The organism is Novosphingobium mangrovisedimenti, from assembly GCF_025153475.1.
GTDB classification, from domain to species: domain Bacteria; phylum Pseudomonadota; class Alphaproteobacteria; order Sphingomonadales; family Sphingomonadaceae; genus Novosphingobium; species Novosphingobium mangrovi_A.
In genome coordinates, this window is the sequence record NZ_JANZXA010000004.1 from 269493 (window position 1) to 285241 (window position 15749).

A 15749-nucleotide genomic window follows, 5' to 3' on the forward strand; every position below is an offset into this window, starting at 1 on the left:
TGCAAGTCGGCAACAGCGCTGTTGTAACATGGCAACGATGATTGAAGTTTTGACCCGGAAGCGCGGTTGGCCGCGCTGGTGGCGCCGCATGCAGGTCGCGGCGCGGAGGGCTAACTTCTTTGCCGTCATGGAAGTGCTGTCCGTCGTCGCCTTCCTGATCATGACGGCGACCACATGGTATGCGCTCAGCAGCAGCGGCGGGAAGGGTGAACTGCTGCCTTCCGACCTCACGGCGACGCTGTTGATCGGTACCCTCGTGCCGGCTCTTGCGATCCTCGTTCTGCTGGGTCGCCGTTTCGCGTTGCGCCGCGCGGCGGAGAACATTGGCGGGACCGGACGCATGCATGTGCGCCTGGTGTTCATCTTCTCGCTGATCTCGGCCATCCCGACCCTGCTCGTGGTGGTGTTCGCATCGTGGCTGTTCCAGTCGGGTGTGGAGTTCTGGTTTTCCGACAGCTCGCGCGGGCTGCTGGAAAATGCCAACAAGCTGGCCCGCGGGTACTATGAGCAGACCTTGCGCGACGTGGGGTATGAATCGGTCGCCATGGCGGAGGATTCGCGCACCTGGCTGGGCGAATATCCGGTCGCCAGCCAGGAGTTTCAGGCGTTCCTCGCCGATCAGGTGCTGCGCCGGAACCTGAGCGTGGCCGCGATTATCCAGATCGATTCCGACGGTAATCAACGAACGCCGATCATCGTCGATCCGGACGGCAAGTCCGAGAACAACCGTATCGGCAAGGACGTTCTCGAACATCTGGACAAGGGCGCGCCTTACGACGTTACGTCGCGCAACGACCGCATCGTCGCCGCCGCCCCGATCGAGCGGTCATCCGGGATCTATCTGCTGGTCGCCCGCAGTAACGACCTGCTTTCTCTCAGTCAGGGGCAGAGTGCCGAGAACATCGTGCAGGCCTACGAAGTGCTGACCAGCCGTGCGCGCGTGTATCAGTTGCGCTTCAATGTCGCGTTGTTCGTCGCCTCGCTGGTGCTCGTCGGCTTTTCGGTCTGGTTCGCGCTGCGCTTTGCCGACCGGCAGGTGAAGCCGCTCTATGAACTCGTCGATGCCGCCCGGCGCGTGGGGGCGGGCAATTATGCCATGCGGCTCGAAGGGCGTACCGGCGCGGATGAGATCGGGTTGCTCAACCGCGCCTTCAACCGCATGACGGCGCAGATCGACAAACAGACCCAGGCGCTCCTCGGCGCCAACCGCCAGCTTCACGAGCGTCGCCTGTTCATCGAGGCCGTGCTCGAATCGGTTACCTCGGGCATTATCTCGCTCGACGAACATGGCCGCATCCTGCTGATGAACAGTACTGCGCAAAAGCTGCTGACCGATAGCAACAGCGAGCTTCCCGAGGACCTCACCATCGCCGATCTCGCCCCGCCGATCGCGGCGCTGGTGGAGCAGGGCACGTCGACGGGACTCGTGCAGCACAACCGGGGTGGCGAACTGCTCACGCTGGCGGTCAAGACGAGCCGCGACGCGACCGGCCATGTCATCACCTTCGAGGACATTACCCGCCAGCTTCTCGATCAGCGCACCGCCGCCTGGTCCGACGTCGCGCGGCGTATCGCGCACGAAATCAAGAATCCGCTGACGCCGATCCAGCTTGCGACCGAGCGTCTCAGCCGCCGTTACCGCAAGCAGATCACCGACAATCCCGAGCTGTTCGAGGATCTGACCCGTACCATCATCCGCCAGGTCGGCGATCTTCGGAAGATGGTCGACGAGTTCTCTTCCTTCGCCCGCCTGCCCAAGCCGGTATTCCGCGTAGAGGACCCGGTCGCGCTGACGCGCCAGGCCCTGTTCCTGCAGGAAGTGGCGCGGCCCGAGATCGCTTTCAGCTTCTCCGCCGACACCGACATCACCGCGATCGAGTGCGACCGCCACCAGTTCGGCCAGGCCATGACCAACGTGCTCAAGAACGCGGTCGAAGCCATCGAGAGCAAGGGCAAGGACGCGGGCGACGATTATCACGGCGCCGTGAGCGTGGAACTCGTAGGTGCCGACGATTCGATCCTGGTGCGCATCACCGACAACGGCATCGGCCTGTCGCAGGACCGCGAGCGCATCATCGAACCATACGTGACGACGCGGGAGAAGGGCACGGGCCTGGGCCTCGCCATCGTCAACAAGATCGTAGAGGAACACGGCGGGGAGATGACGTTCATGCCTGCGCAGGGCGGCGGCACTACCGTGACGATGCGTTTCGCCCGCGATCCTCTCGGCCTCGGCCGCAAACCGGAAGCGGCCGAATGATGACCGCTATCCTCCGCTTCCCCCTCTCCCCCCTGACGAAGAAGACACTCCCATGGCACTCGAAATCCTGATCGTAGACGACGAACGCGACATTCGCGAACTGGTCGCCGGGGTCCTGAGCGACGAAGGCTATGAGTGCCGCACCGCCGGAGACAGCGAAGCGGCGCTGCGGGCCATCGACGAGCGCAGGCCATCGCTGGTGCTGCTGGACGTGTGGCTCCACGGCAGCCCGATGGACGGGCTGGAAGTGCTGGACGCGATCAAGGCACGCGAACCGGAACTGCCGGTGATCATCTTTTCCGGGCACGGGAATATCGATACCGCGGTCGCGGCCATCAGCCGGGGGGCGGTGGACTTCATCGAAAAGCCCTTCGAAGCGGAAAAGCTGCTTCATCTCGTCGACCGCGCCACCGAGACCGAGCGGCTGCGGCGCGAGAATGCGCAACTCAGGCAGGACTTCCCGTCCGGCGAGGAGTTTACCGGATCGAGCGGGCTGATCAATCACGTGCGCGCCACGCTCAAGCGCGTCGCCAATACCGGCAGCAGGCTGCTCATCTCCGGTCCCGCGGGATCGGGCAAGGAAGTCGCCGCGCGACTGCTCCATGCCTGGAGCCCGCGTGCCGGCAATGCCTTCGTCAGTGTCAATTCGGCCCGTATCACGCCCGAACGCTTCGAGCAGGAGCTGTTCGGCGAAGAGGCGGAAGGGGCGCTGGTGCGGCCTGGCCTGCTGGAAATGGCCGACGGCGGTACGCTCTACTTCGACGAAGTGGCCGACATGCCGTTGTCCACGCAGGCGCGTATCCTGCGCGTGCTTACCGATCAGGCTTTCGTGCGCGTGGGGGGCTCGCGCCAGATCCGCGTCGACGTGCGCGTGGTCTCGTCGACTTCACGCGATCTGGAGAAGGAAATCGCCGAACGGCGCTTCCGCGAGGACCTGTTCTATCGGCTCAATGTGGTGCCGGTTTCCATTCCCGCCCTGCGCGACCGGCGCGATGACATTCCCGCGCTCGTCGACCATTTCTTCGCGCGCTACGCCAACGAGCAGGGCGTCCCGCCGCCACAGGTCAGCAACGAGGCGATGACCGCGCTGCAGGCCTATGAATGGCCCGGCAATGTCCGCCAGTTGCGCAACGTGGTGGAACGCACGGTGATCATGGCCCCGCGCGAGAAGCTGGGCCGGATCGAGGCGGACATGCTCCCGCCCGAGATCTTCAACAGCCAGAGCGGCAACGACGCCAGCGTTTCGGTGATGATGAGCGCGCCTTTGCGCGAGGCGCGCGAAAGTTTCGAGCGCGAATACCTGCGCGTGCAGATCCGGCGTTTTTCGGGCAACATTTCCAAGACTGCCGCTTTCATCGGCATGGAACGCTCGGCCTTGCACCGCAAGCTCAAGCTTCTGGGCATGTCCGAGCGGCGCGAAAACGAGGACGGCGAAGCGCAGGTGTAAAACGATTGCAATATCAGCGCCTGAATTCTCGTGTTTACCGCAGTGCAGCAAATGGATAGATTCTCGATTCGAGAACGGTCATCGGGAAAAGCCCGCGGCCAGATCGCGGACCGCAATTACGGCCGCCAACAAGAAGAAGGAGAATGACATGGCTGGTCGAACGCTGTCAGCGCGACCGAAACCCACGCCGCCGGCGGCGCCTGAGCCGGAAGCTCCTCCCGTCAGCGCAGGTAGCTCTGCGGGTAAGGGACAGAATCTTCAGGATCAGTTCCTCAATCTCCTGCGCAAGAACAAGACCCCGGTCACGATGTTCCTGGTCAAGGGCGTGAAGCTTCAGGGCATTGTCACCTGGTTCGACAATTTCTCGATTCTCCTTCGCCGGGATGGTCAGTCGCAGCTGGTGTACAAGCACGCGATCTCCACGATCATGCCATCGACCCCCGTCGACGCGCGTCAGTTCGCGAACGGTTCGGAGAATACCAAGAAGACGCGCCTGCTTCAGGACGTCTTCCTCTCCAGCATCCGCAATGCCGGCGTGCAGGTGACGATGTTCCTCATCAACGGCGTCATGCTGCAGGGTCGCGTGGCCGCTTACGACTTGTTCTGTATGCTGCTCGAACGCGAAGGCTACGTGCAGCTTGCCTACAAGCACGCGGTTTCGACGATTCAGCCCGTGACTCCGGTCGACCTGCAGGCGCATGAAGAAGCCGACTGAGTCGAAGCGGAACTGAATTGAGCGAAGAACCGAAGGGCGAGGTCACGCGCGGTGCGCGTGCCCTCGTCGTCTATCCGAACATGCGCGGGAGAGGGGACCTTGATCCCGACGCACGCCTCGAAGAGGCGAAGGGTCTTGCCTTGGCAATCGGTCTGGTGGTGGCAGACGCCATCGCGATACCGATCCGCGAGCCGCGGGCCGGCACGCTTTTCGGCGAAGGTCAGATTCAGAACATCTTGGTTGCCTGCGAACTGAACGAGGCCGAGCTTGTCATCGTCGACGGCTCGCTTTCGGCGATCCAGCAGCGCAACCTGGAAGAGAAGCTGGGGCGCAAGGTCATCGACCGGACCGGCCTGATCCTCGAAATCTTCGGTGAGCGTGCCGCGACCGCGGAAGGCCGCCTGCAGGTCGAACTCGCGCACCTCGACTATCAGGCCGGACGCCTTGTGCGCAGCTGGACTCACCTCGAACGCCAGCGCGGTGGTTTCGGCTTCCTTGGCGGTCCGGGCGAGACGCAGATCGAGGCCGACCGCCGGATGATCCGCGACCGCATGGCCAAGATCCGCCGCGAACTGGAGCAAGTACGGCGTACGCGCGGGCTTCACCGCGAACGGCGCGAGAAGGCGCCCTGGCCCGTGATCGCGCTGGTCGGTTATACAAACGCAGGAAAATCAACGCTTTTCAATCGCCTTACTGGCGCTGAAGTGATGGCGCAGGACCTGCTGTTTGCCACGCTCGATCCGACCATGCGCGCGATCCGCCTTCCCGGCGTGGAAAAGGCGATCCTTTCCGACACGGTGGGCTTCATCTCCGATCTGCCGACGCAGCTGGTCGCAGCGTTCCGCGCGACGCTGGAAGAAGTGACCGCTGCCGATGTCATCGTCCATGTGCGCGACATCGCCAATCCCGACACCGAGGCGCAGAAGCGGCAGGTGCTCGATGTACTGGCCGATCTCGGTGTTCTGACCGGGCAGGAGGATGAGGACGAGGGCGAACGGCTCGCGATTCCGATCATCGAAGTCTGGAACAAGTGGGACCTGCTCGGTCCCGCCCATGCCGAGGAGCTGCGCAAGGCGGCAGAGCAGCGCGAGGGGGAAACCGTTGTCCCGCTGTCGGCGCTGACCGGGATGGGATGCGAGCATCTGCTGGACGTCGTCGGGGCGAAACTCACGGTCGGATCGAAGCTCTACAGCTTCGTGCTGCCGGCCGCCGATGGCCAGCGCATCGCGTTTCTTCACGCGCGTGGCGACGTCGTTTCCGAAGAGGCGGCGGGTGAGGGGCCAGAAGGCCCCGAGCTTCGCTTGCAGGTCCGCCTTACCGAGCGCGAGTTAGGCCGTTTCAACGCGCTCTGATGCCTTGACCGCCTGCCAGTAGCTTTCCTGATCGTCGAGCGGGAGCGCGGCAAAGTCCCTGCCGTCGCACGAGGCGAGCACTTCCATGGCGCGAAAGCGCCGTTCGAACTTGGCGTTCGCGGCGCGTAGCGCATCTTCGGGAGCAATGCCGTTCAGGCGAACGAGGTTGACGGCGGCGAACAGCAGATCGCCCGCTTCCTCCACCTTGTCCGCAGCACTGGCTTCCTCGAGTTCGACCATTTCCTCGCGCACTTTTTCCGCGGCGCCGGACGGATCGGGCCAGTCGAACCCGACACGCGCGGCACGCTTCTGCAGCTTCTCGGCACGCATCAGTGCCGGCAGCGACAACGCCACGCCGTCGATCGCGCTCTTCGCGCCCTTGGCGGCGCGTTCGCGGGCCTTGAGCTTTTCCCAGCGTTCGGTCTGGGCATCGCCGCTGGCATCGTCCCCGAAAATGTGCGGATGGCGGGCCTCCAGCTTGTCGGAAATCGATGCGACGACGTCGGCAAAGTCAAAGCGCCCGAGTTCCTCTGCCATGCGTGCGTGGAACACGACCTGCAGCAGCAGGTCGCCCAGTTCGTCGCGCAGCGAATCGAGATCCTCGCGTTCGATAGCGTCGGCGACTTCGTAGGCTTCCTCGATGGTGTAGGGCGCAATGGTCGCGAAATTCTGCGCGCGGTCCCATTCGCATCCGTCCTGCGGGTCGCGCAGGCGCGCCATGATGGCAAGGAGGCGGTCGATTTGCAGGTGGCGGTGATCGGTCATTGTCATGGCAATCCTGCAGTTAGCGCATGCGGACGTGGCGGCGGAAGGAAAGCGTACGGGGCTGTCAGCTTGCTGTCGGATTCAATGCGCCGCGCGCTGTTTCCTTGTCAGTCTCGCATGACCGGCATCGATCAGGCATCGATCAGTTCGGGATCGATCTCTCCGGCCCGGTTCTGGATGAACTGGAAACGGTGCTCCGGGTTGCGGCCCATGAGGCGATCGACGAGGTCCTTCACGGCGGCACGGTCTTCGTATTCGGGCGGCAGCGTGATACGGATCAGCGAGCGCGAGGCAGGGGCCATCGTCGTTTCGCGCAACTGCTGCGGGTTCATCTCGCCCAAGCCCTTGAAGCGGCCGACTTCGACTTTCTTGCCCTTGAACTGCGTGACTTCCAGCTCCGCGCGGTGGGCATCGTCGCGGGCATAGGCCGATGTCGATCCGGCCGTCAGGCGGTAGAGTGGCGGCTGTGCGAGATAGAGATGCCCGCGCCGCACGATGTCCGGCATTTCCTGGAAGAAGAACGTCATCAGCAGCGTGGCGATGTGGGCGCCGTCGACGTCCGCATCGGTCATGATGATGATCCGGTCGTAGCGCAGGTTGTCGGGGTTGCAGTCCTTGCGCGACCCGCAGCCGAGCGCGAGACCGAGGTCGGCGATTTCCGCGTTGGCGCGGATCTTGTCGGCCGTAGCGCTGGCGACGTTGAGAATCTTGCCGCGAATCGGCAGGATCGCCTGCGTCTTGCGGTCGCGTGCCTGCTTTGCGGAACCACCGGCGCTATCGCCTTCGACGATGAACAGCTCGGTTTCGCCGTCGCCCTCGCCCGAACAGTCGGTGAGCTTGCCCGGCAGGCGCAGCTTCTTGGCGTTGGTGGCGGTCTTGCGCTTGACGTCACGTTCGGCCTTGCGCCGCAGACGGTCGTCCATGCGCTCCATCACCGCGCCCAGCAGCGCCTTGCCGCGATCGAGGTTGTCGGTGAGGAAGTGGTCGAAGTGGTCGCGCACCGCGTTTTCGACCAGGCGCGCGGCCTCGGGGCTGGTGAGGCGGTCCTTGGTCTGGCTCTGGAACTGCGGATCGCGGATGAAGACCGAGAGCATGACCTCGCTGCCGGTCACCACGTCGTCGGGCGTGATGTCCTTGGCCTTCTTCTGGCCGACCAGATCGGCAAAGGCCCGAATGCCCTTGGTCAGCGCGGCGCGCAGGCCCTGTTCATGCGTGCCGCCATCGGGCGTCGGGATGGTGTTGCAGTACCAGGAGTACGAACCGTCCGAATAGAGCGGCCAGGCAATGGCCCACTCGACGCGGCCCTGTTCCGAACCGTCTTCACCGGCCGGAAATTCCTGCGATCCGGCGAAGAACTGGCTGGTCACGCATTCGCGGCTGCCGATCTGCTCGGCGAGGTGATCGGCAAGACCGCCCGGGAACTGGAAGGTGGCTTCGGCGGGAACGTCGTCGCTCGCCAGCGAGGGGGCGCATTTCCAGCGGATTTCGACGCCGGCGAAAAGATAGGCTTTCGAGCGTACCAGCTTGAACAGTCGGGCAGGCTTGAACTTCTGGTCGCCGAAGATTTCGCTGTCGGGCGTGAAGGTGACCGAAGTGCCGCGCCGGTTCGGTGCCGCGCCCACTTTCTGGATCGGGCCCAGCGTGACGCCGCGCGAGAACTCCTGCGCGTAGAGTTCCTTGTTGCGGGCGACTTCGACGCGGGTCTTCACCGAAAGCGCGTTGACCACCGAGATGCCGACGCCGTGCAGGCCGCCCGATGTCGCATAGGCCTTGCCCGAGAACTTGCCGCCCGAGTGCAGCGTCGAAAGGATCACTTCGAGTGCGGACTTGCCCGGATACTTCGGGTGTTCGTCGACCGGGATGCCGCGCCCGTTGTCGACGATCGTCAGCCGCCCGGCCGTGCCCGGTTCCTCTTCGAGCGTAACCTCGATGCGGTTGGCGTGGCCGGCGACCGCCTCGTCCATCGCATTGTCCAGGACCTCGGCGGCGAGGTGGTGCAGTGCGCGCTCGTCGGTACCACCGATGTACATGCCGGGGCGACGCCGAACGGGTTCGAGCCCTTCCAGCACTTCGATCGCGGAACCATCGTAGGATTCCCCACCGGCGGACGGGAGCTTTTCGAACAGGTCATCGGACATGGCGCGGACTATACGCCCCGCGTGAATCCGCGATCAAGCGCGGCCTCACGCTTATCCTCAGCCCATGCGTCTGCCGGCCTAGTTGTCGAACTTGGTCGGCGCCGGGCTGACGACCTTGATCGAACCGCGCTCCACCTCGCGCACTTCCAGCGAGCGTTCGACGATGCCGCCGCGGGTAAAGCGGAACGGACCGTCGAGGCCAAGGAAGCCGCCGCTTTCCAGCATCTGCGCGGTCGGGAAGGTCTTGCCCGGTTTCCAGTCGCGCGCGACGCGTAGCGTCAGCAGGACGGCATCGTAGCCGAGCGTTGCGATCCGGAATGGCTGCCCGCCGAAGCGCGAGCGGTAGCTCTTGGAAAACTGGCCGAAGCGCTGATCCGAAACGGTGGAGAACCATGCACCCGCGAGGGCCGGCGTGGCTGCCAGCTCGTGCTCGCCGCCCCACAGCTCGGTGCCGAGCAGGCGCACGTTGGCATTGCCGTCGCCAGTGCGGAACGCGGTCGCCGCTTTGGCCGAGAGGCTGCCGCCATCGGCGATGAGCAGCGCGCCGTAGCCGGTCTTTGCCTTCATCCGGGTGGCGGCCGCGCTGATCGAGGCCGCAGTGCGGTCGTAAGGTTCCATCGCGATCACGGCGCCGCCGCTGCTGCGGACGGACGAGAGCAGCGCGTCGCTGGCCCGGTCGCCGTATTCACCGCGCGGGACCAGCGCGGCGAAGGCCGAAATGCCGTGGGCATGGGCATATTCGACCGTCCGGGCAATCGACTGGCCCGGAAGGTTGCCCATGATGAACACGTCCCTGGATGCAGCCGCCTCGTCGTTCGAGAACGAAATGAGCGGGATCTTCGCAGGGCGGGCAACGCTGGCGATGGCGGGGATGTTGTCAGCCAGCAGCGGCCCGAGGATGAGCTTGTTGCCATCCGCGATCGCCCGCTGCGCGGCATCGCGCGGATCGGTGGCCGTGTCGTAGGTCGTGACTCGCAGGTTGGTCGCACCGGTGTCGAGCAGCGCCATGTTGGCGGCGTTCGCGATCGACTGCCCGACAGCGCTGTTGCGGCCGGAAATCGGGACGAGCAGGGCGATGCGGTGTCGCTCGGTATCCACGGGAATCACGCTCTCGCTCGGCGTGGGTGCAGGCGTGGTCGGCGCGGGGCCCTTGGGGATCACCGTACAGCCGGCCAATACCGTCATTGCTGCGGCGACAAGAAGGTTGCGCCGATTCACCTGTGAATTCAGGTGTTTGTAGAACATGTCTTGCCGCTCCCTGGGTCCTTGGCCATGAGTCCCGCGATGGAACATTCTCTTTCGCCGGGGCTGTATATAGTGGCTACCCCGATTGGCAACCTGGGGGACATAACACTCCGGGCAGTAGATGTGTTGCGCGGCGTTGGCGTCGTCGCTTGCGAGGACACGCGCGTGACGGGCAAGCTGCTGCACCATCTCGGTTTGAAAAAGCGCCTGATCCGCTACGACGACCACGCCGGGGAAGGCGACCGCGAACGGCTGCTGGCGCTGATGGAAAGCGAGCCGGTCGCGCTGGTAAGCGATGCGGGCACCCCGCTGATTTCCGATCCCGGCTACAGGCTGGTGCGCACGGCGCGGGAGCGCGGCATAGCCGTTACCAGCCTTCCGGGCCCGAATGCGGCTGTTGTGGCCATGACGCTTTCCGGCCTGCCCAACGACCGCTTCCTGTTCGCCGGGTTCCTGCCCAACAAGGCCAAGGCGCGTGAGGAGGCCCTGGCCGAACTCGCACAAGTGCCGGCAACGCTGATATTCTATGAAACCGCCCCGCGCCTCGCGGCAGCGCTCGCGGCGATCGATCAGGTCCTGCCGGGGCGCGAGGTCGCCGTGGGCCGCGAGCTTACCAAGAAATTCGAGGAATGCCGCAGCGGCACGCCCTCCCAGCTGGCCGATCACTATGCTGCGCATCCGCCGAAGGGGGAGATCGTGCTGCTTGTGGCGCCGCCTTCGGATGAACCGGCCGGCGATATCGATGTGGACGCCTTGCTGCGCGCCGAACTCGCGCAGGCAAAGCCCTCGCAGGCCGCGGCCAGGGTGGCGAAGGCGACGGGACTGGATCGCAAAGATCTTTATGCCCGCGCCATGGAGCTGAAATGAACGGTCGTCGTGCGCAATCCGAACGCAACGGGCGACGCGGAGAGACGATGGCCGCGCTCTATCTGCTGCTGACCGGATGGCGCATCCTTGCCCGCCGGGTGCGTTCGTCGCGGGGAGAGGTCGATATCGTTGCACGTCGCGGGCAGACCCTGTGCTTCGTCGAAGTGAAGTGGCGCGCGACGCAGGATGCGCTCGACACGGCGATCACCGTGCCGCGCCTGCGCCGGGTCGCCGCCGCTGCCGAATCCGTGGCCAGACGGTTCGAGAAGCCCGGAGATACGCAGCGCATAGACGTGATCCTGATCGCGCCGCGTTGCTGGCCGCGCCGGGTCGTCAATGCCTGGCAACCGGGCGCCTGATCGCGAGGTCCTTGAAACGCCTCGCACCTTGCACAAATTCCGGGTAGGCCGCGCGCCGTACCCCCTATCCGCAGGACCAGAATTCATGACCCTTCGCATCGCCGTTCAGATGGACCCCCTCGAGAACATCAACGTCGCCGGGGATTCGTCCTTCGCGCTGATGCTGTCCGCGCAGGCGCGGGGGCACACGCTGTTCCACTACGATGTGCGCACGCTGGCCTACGATACGTCGGAAGGCGCGGGCGGAAAGCTGACCTGCTGGGGCGCCCCGGTGACGGTGGAGCGCAAGGAAGGCGCTCACTTCACGCGCGGCGAGTACCGCCTGATCGATCTTGTGGCCGACATCGACGTGGTACTGATGCGCCAGGACCCGCCTTTCGATCTCGGCTACATCACCGCGACCCACCTGCTGGAACGGCTCGAAGGGCAGACGCTGGTGGTCAACGATCCCGCCTCGGTGCGCAATGCGCCCGAGAAGGTCTTCGTGCTCGACTATGCCCGCTTCATGCCGCCGACCTTCATCGCCCGCCGGATCGAGGATGTGCGCCTGTTCCAGCAGCGGATGGTGGACAAGGGGTTGCCGGGCGATCTCGTCGTCAAGCCGCTCCACGGCAATGGCGGCAAGGCGGTGTTCCGCGTGCCGGCCGACGGCAGTAATCTCGGCGCGCTGGTCGAGATGTTCCAGAACGCTTGGGTCGAACCGTTCATGGTCCAGCCTTTCCTTCCCGACGTGTCCGAGGGCGACAAGCGTATCGTTCTGGTCGACGGCGAATTTGCCGGTGCCATCAACCGCAAGCCTGGCGAGGGCGAGTTCCGTTCCAACCTGGCCGTCGGCGGTTCAGCCGAGGCCTGCGGGCTGACCCCGGCCGAAGAGGAAATCTGCGCCGCGCTCGGGCCCGAACTCAAGGCCCGCGGTCTCGTGTTCGTCGGCATCGACGTGATCGGCGGCAAGTGGCTGACCGAAATCAACGTGACCTCGCCCACCGGAATCGTTGCCATCGACAAGTTCAACGGCACCGATACCAGCGCCAGGATCTGGGACGCTATCGAGGCTCGCCACGCAGCGATGTAACGGTGCCTGTGTTGAGCAGAGCGGAACGTACGGCGGTTACAAGATAGTAATCTTCATTCGATTGCACCTCACAAATATTGGGCTAGAGTTTCTCTCCAAGCTTGAGGAGTGGGGTATGTCGAAGAAACTTGCGGCCGAATTGTTCGGAACGTTCTGGCTGGTGTTTGGCGGCTGCGGCTCGGCGGTGCTGGCCGCGGCCTTTCCTGATCTCGGCATCGGCTTTGCCGGGGTGGCGCTGGCCTTCGGGCTTACCGTGCTGACCATGGCCTTTGCCGTCGGCGGCATATCGGGCGGACACTTCAATCCGGCGGTATCGTTCGGTCTCGCCGTGGGCGGACGGTTCGCGTGGAAAGACCTCGTGCCGTACTGGATCGCGCAAGTGATCGGCGCCGTTATCGCCGGTGCGGCGCTGTTTGCCATCGCTTCGGGCAAGGCCGGCTTCACGCCGGGCGGCTTCGCTTCGAACGGCTATGGCGATTTGTCGCCCGGTGGCTATTCGATGCAGGCAGCACTGCTGATCGAGATCATTCTGACGGCAGGCTTCCTGATCGTCATTCTCGGCTCGACCTCGAAGCTGGTTCCGGCGGGCTTTGCGCCCATCGCTATCGGTCTGGCGCTGACGCTGATCCATCTGGTGTCTATCCCGGTCACCAACACCTCGGTGAACCCGGCACGTTCGACCGGCGTTGCGATTTTCGCCGAGACGGCTGCGCTGGGCCAGCTCTGGCTGTTCTGGGTGGCTCCGCTGGTGGGTGGTGCGCTGGGCGGCCTGATCTGGAAATTGCTGCTCGCGACCGATGACGCCGAGGGCTGATTTCGTTCAGTCCTGCCGTTCGCGCGGGTGCGCGTTGCGGTAGACGTCGAGCAGGGTCGCGGCATCGACCTTGGTATAGATCTGCGTCGATCCCAGCGAGGCGTGGCCGAGCAGTTCCTGCAAGGACCGCAAGTCCGCGCCCGCGCCCAGCAGGTGTGTTGCAAAGCTGTGGCGCAGCGCGTGGGGCGTGGCCGATGCCGGCAGCCCCAGCGCTACGCGCGCGCGCGCCGTGGCTTTCTGCACCATCCCTTGCGAAAGTTGCCCGCCCTTGGCGCCCCGGAACAGCGCCTTGTCGCCTTCCAGCGGCCAGGGGCATTTGGCAAGATAATCGGCAACGCCCTCGCGCACGATGGGCAGCAGCGGGACGACGCGCTGCTTGCCGCCCTTGCCGGTCACGGTGAGCGTATCGCCGAGCGGTACCGAGGCACCGGTCAGCGAGAGCGCTTCGGCAATGCGCAGCCCGGCGCCGTAGAGCAGGAGCAGGACAGCCCGATCGCGCGCGCCGATCCATGGCTCGCTGGCATCCTCCTCGACCGCAACGGCGAGGTTCACTGCTTCGTCCGGGGTGATCGGGCGCGGCAGTCCCTTCTTGATGCGCGGGCCGCGCAGGCGCGGCGGCATGGCGTCCGCGACGCCTGCCTGTTCGCGCGCGAAGGCGAGAAATCCCTTGAGTGCCGACAATTCGCGAGCCGCCGAGGCATTGCCGATCCCGTCCTGCCGCCGCGCCGCCAGTTGCCGCCGAAGGTCCGACGCATTCAGGCTGGCGAGTTTCTTCCAGTCGGCTTGCCCCACCGCATCGAGCAGTCGTGCGGCGGTCGCGATATAGGCCCTGACCGTGTGCGGACTGCGCCGCCGCCCTTGGGCGAGATAAGTGCCCCAGGCCTCGAGAATATCCGCGCGGGTCATGTCTCGACGAGCGAGGATGGAACGATTTCGCCCAGCAAGGCGTCGAGTAGCGGCATCCCCGCTTCGGTCACGCCGAGGTGCGGGCCGCGCTGCCACATGAGGCCCTGGCCTTCGTAGAACGCGGCCTTGCGGACATCGTGTAATTCCGCGGGATCGAGACCGAAGCGCGAGGCCATGAGATCGAGGTCCACACCTTCGCGCAGGCGCAGACCCATCAGCATCGCCTCGCTGGCCTGTTCCCTGATGCCGAGAGGGCGTGTCTCGCTGATGCCGGCTCCCGCGCGATCGAGCGCGTCGAGCCAGTTTTCCGGCTTGCGGTGGCGCACTGTCGCCGCGCCCCCGCGCCGTCCATGCGCGCCAGGGCCGATCCCGCAATAGTCCTGATAGCGCCAGTAGGTGAGGTTATGGCGGCTTTCTTCACCCGGCCGGGCATGATTGCTCACCTCGTATGCGGGAAGCCCGCCGGCGGCAGTCAATTCGCGGGTCAGCGCGAACAGGTCCGCGCAGGCATCGTCGCTGAGCGGTTCGAATTCGTGCTTGCGCACCATGGTCTCGAAGCGCGTGCCGGGCTCGATGGTCAGTTGGTAGAGCGAGAGGTGCCCGGTCCCGAACGACAGCGCGCGGGAGAGTTCCGCCTGCCACTGTTCCAGCGTCTGGTCGGGGCGGGCATAGATCAGGTCGAACGAGACGCGCGCGAAATGGCGCTGCGCCACGTCGAGCGCGGCAAGACCTTCACCGGCATCGTGCAACCGGCCGAGGAAGCGCAGAGTCTCGTCGTCGAGCGCCTGCAGGCCGAGCGAGACGCGGTTGACGCCGGCACCGGCCAGCGCTGCGTAGTTGGCCGCTTCGACCGAAGACGGGTTGCCCTCCAGCGTGATCTCGATGTCGGGCGTGAAGCCCCAGAGCTTTTCCGCCTCGTTCAGCAATCGCGCCACGAGGGCGGGGGGCATCAGCGAGGGGGTGCCGCCGCCGAAAAATATGCTTTCAAGCGGCTCGTCGTTCACCGCGTAGCGTTCGTGGCGCATCTCGGTGAGCAGGGCCTGTTCCCAGCGCGAATGGTCCACCCGGTCGCGGACATGGCTGTTGAAGTCGCAGTAGGGACACTTCGCGAGACAGAATGGCCAGTGAATGTAGAGCGCGCGCGCCATTGCGCGATACTAGCTGCCGAACTGCTCCGCGACCAGCTTGGCGAAGGCATCGGCGCGGTGGCTGATCTTGTGTTTCTCTTCGGGGTCGAGCTGGGCGAAGGTCATGTCGCGGCCTTCGGGCACGAAGACGGGATCGTATCCGAAGCCCATCGTCCCGCGCGGCGGCCAGGAAAACGTGCCGTTGACGCGGCCTTCGTAGACGACCTCGTCGCCCTCGGGCCAGGCTATGGCCAGTGTGCAGGAGAACCAGCAGGAACGGTCGACATCGTCGCCCTGTTCGCACAGCAGGCCTTCGACCTTGCCCATGGCCATGTACCAGTCGCGGCCCGGATCGCCTTCGAACCATTGCCGCTCGGCCCAGTCCGCAGTGTAGACGCCGGGGCGTCCGCCGAGCGCGGTTACGGAAAGGCCGCTGTCGTCAGCCAGAGCGGGAAGCTGGGAGGCCTTGGCCGCAGCATGGGCCTTGATCAGCGCGTTTTCGGCAAAGGTCGTGCCGGTTTCTTCCGGTTCGGGCAGCCCAAGCTGGCCGGCGGACAGGCATTCGATTCCGAAGGGCGCAAGCAGGGCGGAGATTTCCCTGAGCTTGCCTGCATTGTGCGTGGCGATGACGAGGCGTTTGCTGTCGAATTTGCGGGCCATCTCATACTCCTGCGCGCCACCC

The 15749-nt window shown here is 65.0% G+C and carries 14 protein-coding genes; 8 read left to right on the plus strand and 6 right to left on the minus strand.

Annotated features, from left to right (window positions below):
* The first annotated feature begins 88 nt into the window (after positions 1–88).
* The 4 genes from NZK81_RS08485 to hflX all read left to right on the plus strand — a co-directional run bounded on the left by NZK81_RS08485 (position 89) and on the right by hflX (position 5774).
* On the plus strand, positions 89–2260 hold the full coding sequence (locus NZK81_RS08485; protein ID WP_260045719.1) for a sensor histidine kinase: 2172 nt from the start codon (positions 89–91) through the stop codon (positions 2258–2260).
* A gap of 52 nt (positions 2261–2312) precedes the next feature.
* Entirely contained in the window at positions 2313–3707 is a 1395-nt protein-coding gene (gene ntrX / locus NZK81_RS08490) for a nitrogen assimilation response regulator NtrX (RefSeq protein ID WP_260045682.1), read from the plus strand.
* A gap of 148 nt (positions 3708–3855) precedes the next feature.
* The gene (gene hfq, locus NZK81_RS08495) at positions 3856–4422 is read left to right on the plus strand and encodes an RNA chaperone Hfq (RefSeq protein ID WP_260045683.1); all 567 of its coding nucleotides are present in this window, start codon (positions 3856–3858) and stop codon (positions 4420–4422) included.
* A gap of 17 nt (positions 4423–4439) precedes the next feature.
* On the plus strand, positions 4440–5774 hold the full coding sequence (hflX, locus tag NZK81_RS08500) for a GTPase HflX (protein ID WP_260045684.1): 1335 nt from the start codon (positions 4440–4442) through the stop codon (positions 5772–5774).
* Here the strand turns inward: hflX and mazG are convergent.
* From mazG to NZK81_RS08515, 3 genes are all read right to left on the minus strand, one after another.
* A complete protein-coding gene (gene mazG, locus NZK81_RS08505) occupies positions 5751–6539 on the minus strand; it encodes a nucleoside triphosphate pyrophosphohydrolase (RefSeq protein ID WP_260045685.1) in 789 nt (262 codons plus the stop codon). The two genes, hflX and mazG, sit on opposite strands and share 24 nt — an antisense overlap.
* Positions 6540–6670: 131 nt before the next feature.
* Complete coding sequence (parE, locus tag NZK81_RS08510; RefSeq protein ID WP_260045686.1) at positions 6671–8677, minus strand: DNA topoisomerase IV subunit B; 2007 nt, start codon at positions 8675–8677, stop codon at positions 6671–6673.
* 78 nt (positions 8678–8755) lie between these two features.
* Positions 8756–9922: a penicillin-binding protein activator gene (locus NZK81_RS08515; protein ID WP_260045687.1), complete on the minus strand. Its 1167-nt coding sequence runs from the start codon at positions 9920–9922 to the stop codon at positions 8756–8758.
* Positions 9923–9961: 39 nt separating this feature from the next.
* Here NZK81_RS08515 and rsmI point away from each other — a divergent pair, with 39 nt between their 5' ends.
* From rsmI to aqpZ, 4 genes are all read left to right on the plus strand, one after another.
* Entirely contained in the window at positions 9962–10789 is an 828-nt protein-coding gene (gene rsmI, locus NZK81_RS08520; protein WP_260045688.1) for a 16S rRNA (cytidine(1402)-2'-O)-methyltransferase, read from the plus strand.
* Positions 10786–11148, plus strand: a complete 363-nt coding sequence (locus NZK81_RS08525; RefSeq protein WP_260045689.1) for a YraN family protein — start codon at positions 10786–10788, stop codon at positions 11146–11148. The genes rsmI and NZK81_RS08525 overlap by 4 nt, the downstream gene beginning before the upstream one ends.
* Positions 11149–11233: 85 nt before the next feature.
* Positions 11234–12220 carry a glutathione synthase gene (gene gshB / locus NZK81_RS08530; protein WP_260045690.1) on the plus strand — a complete coding sequence of 329 codons (987 nt, stop codon included), beginning with the start codon at positions 11234–11236 and terminating at the stop codon, positions 12218–12220.
* Between the two features lie 76 nt (positions 12221–12296).
* Complete coding sequence (gene aqpZ, locus NZK81_RS08535; protein WP_260045720.1) at positions 12297–13034, plus strand: aquaporin Z; 738 nt, start codon at positions 12297–12299, stop codon at positions 13032–13034.
* Positions 13035–13040: 6 nt separating this feature from the next.
* Here the strand turns inward: aqpZ and NZK81_RS08540 are convergent, their stop codons facing one another.
* The 3 genes from NZK81_RS08540 to rdgB are packed head-to-tail and all read right to left on the minus strand — an operon-like array spanning position 13041 to position 15727.
* Positions 13041–13940, minus strand: coding sequence for a tyrosine recombinase XerC (locus NZK81_RS08540; RefSeq protein WP_260045691.1), 900 nt, complete (start codon positions 13938–13940; stop codon positions 13041–13043).
* On the minus strand, positions 13937–15088 hold the full coding sequence (gene hemW / locus NZK81_RS08545) for a radical SAM family heme chaperone HemW (protein WP_260045692.1): 1152 nt from the start codon (positions 15086–15088) through the stop codon (positions 13937–13939). The genes NZK81_RS08540 and hemW overlap by 4 nt, the downstream gene beginning before the upstream one ends.
* Positions 15089–15097: 9 nt before the next feature.
* Positions 15098–15727, minus strand: coding sequence for an RdgB/HAM1 family non-canonical purine NTP pyrophosphatase (gene rdgB / locus NZK81_RS08550; protein WP_260045693.1), 630 nt, complete (start codon positions 15725–15727; stop codon positions 15098–15100).
* Between the last annotated feature and the right edge of the window lie 22 nt (positions 15728–15749).

Coding starts and splice junctions, on each gene's coding strand:
- NZK81_RS08540 (WP_260045691.1), bottom strand. CDS start 13,940: ATGACCCGCGCGGATATTCTCGAGGCCTGGGGCACTTATCTCGCCCAA.
- NZK81_RS08485 (WP_260045719.1), top strand. CDS start 89: ATGCAGGTCGCGGCGCGGAGGGCTAACTTCTTTGCCGTCATGGAAGTG.
- NZK81_RS08525 (WP_260045689.1), top strand. CDS start 10,786: ATGAACGGTCGTCGTGCGCAATCCGAACGCAACGGGCGACGCGGAGAG.
- hemW (WP_260045692.1), bottom strand. CDS start 15,088: ATGGCGCGCGCGCTCTACATTCACTGGCCATTCTGTCTCGCGAAGTGT.
- gshB (WP_260045690.1), top strand. CDS start 11,234: ATGACCCTTCGCATCGCCGTTCAGATGGACCCCCTCGAGAACATCAAC.
- parE (WP_260045686.1), bottom strand. CDS start 8,677: ATGTCCGATGACCTGTTCGAAAAGCTCCCGTCCGCCGGTGGGGAATCC.
- rdgB (WP_260045693.1), bottom strand. CDS start 15,727: ATGGCCCGCAAATTCGACAGCAAACGCCTCGTCATCGCCACGCACAAT.
- NZK81_RS08515 (WP_260045687.1), bottom strand. CDS start 9,922: ATGTTCTACAAACACCTGAATTCACAGGTGAATCGGCGCAACCTTCTT.
- hfq (WP_260045683.1), top strand. CDS start 3,856: ATGGCTGGTCGAACGCTGTCAGCGCGACCGAAACCCACGCCGCCGGCG.
- rsmI (WP_260045688.1), top strand. CDS start 9,962: ATGGAACATTCTCTTTCGCCGGGGCTGTATATAGTGGCTACCCCGATT.
- ntrX (WP_260045682.1), top strand. CDS start 2,313: ATGGCACTCGAAATCCTGATCGTAGACGACGAACGCGACATTCGCGAA.
- mazG (WP_260045685.1), bottom strand. CDS start 6,539: ATGACCGATCACCGCCACCTGCAAATCGACCGCCTCCTTGCCATCATG.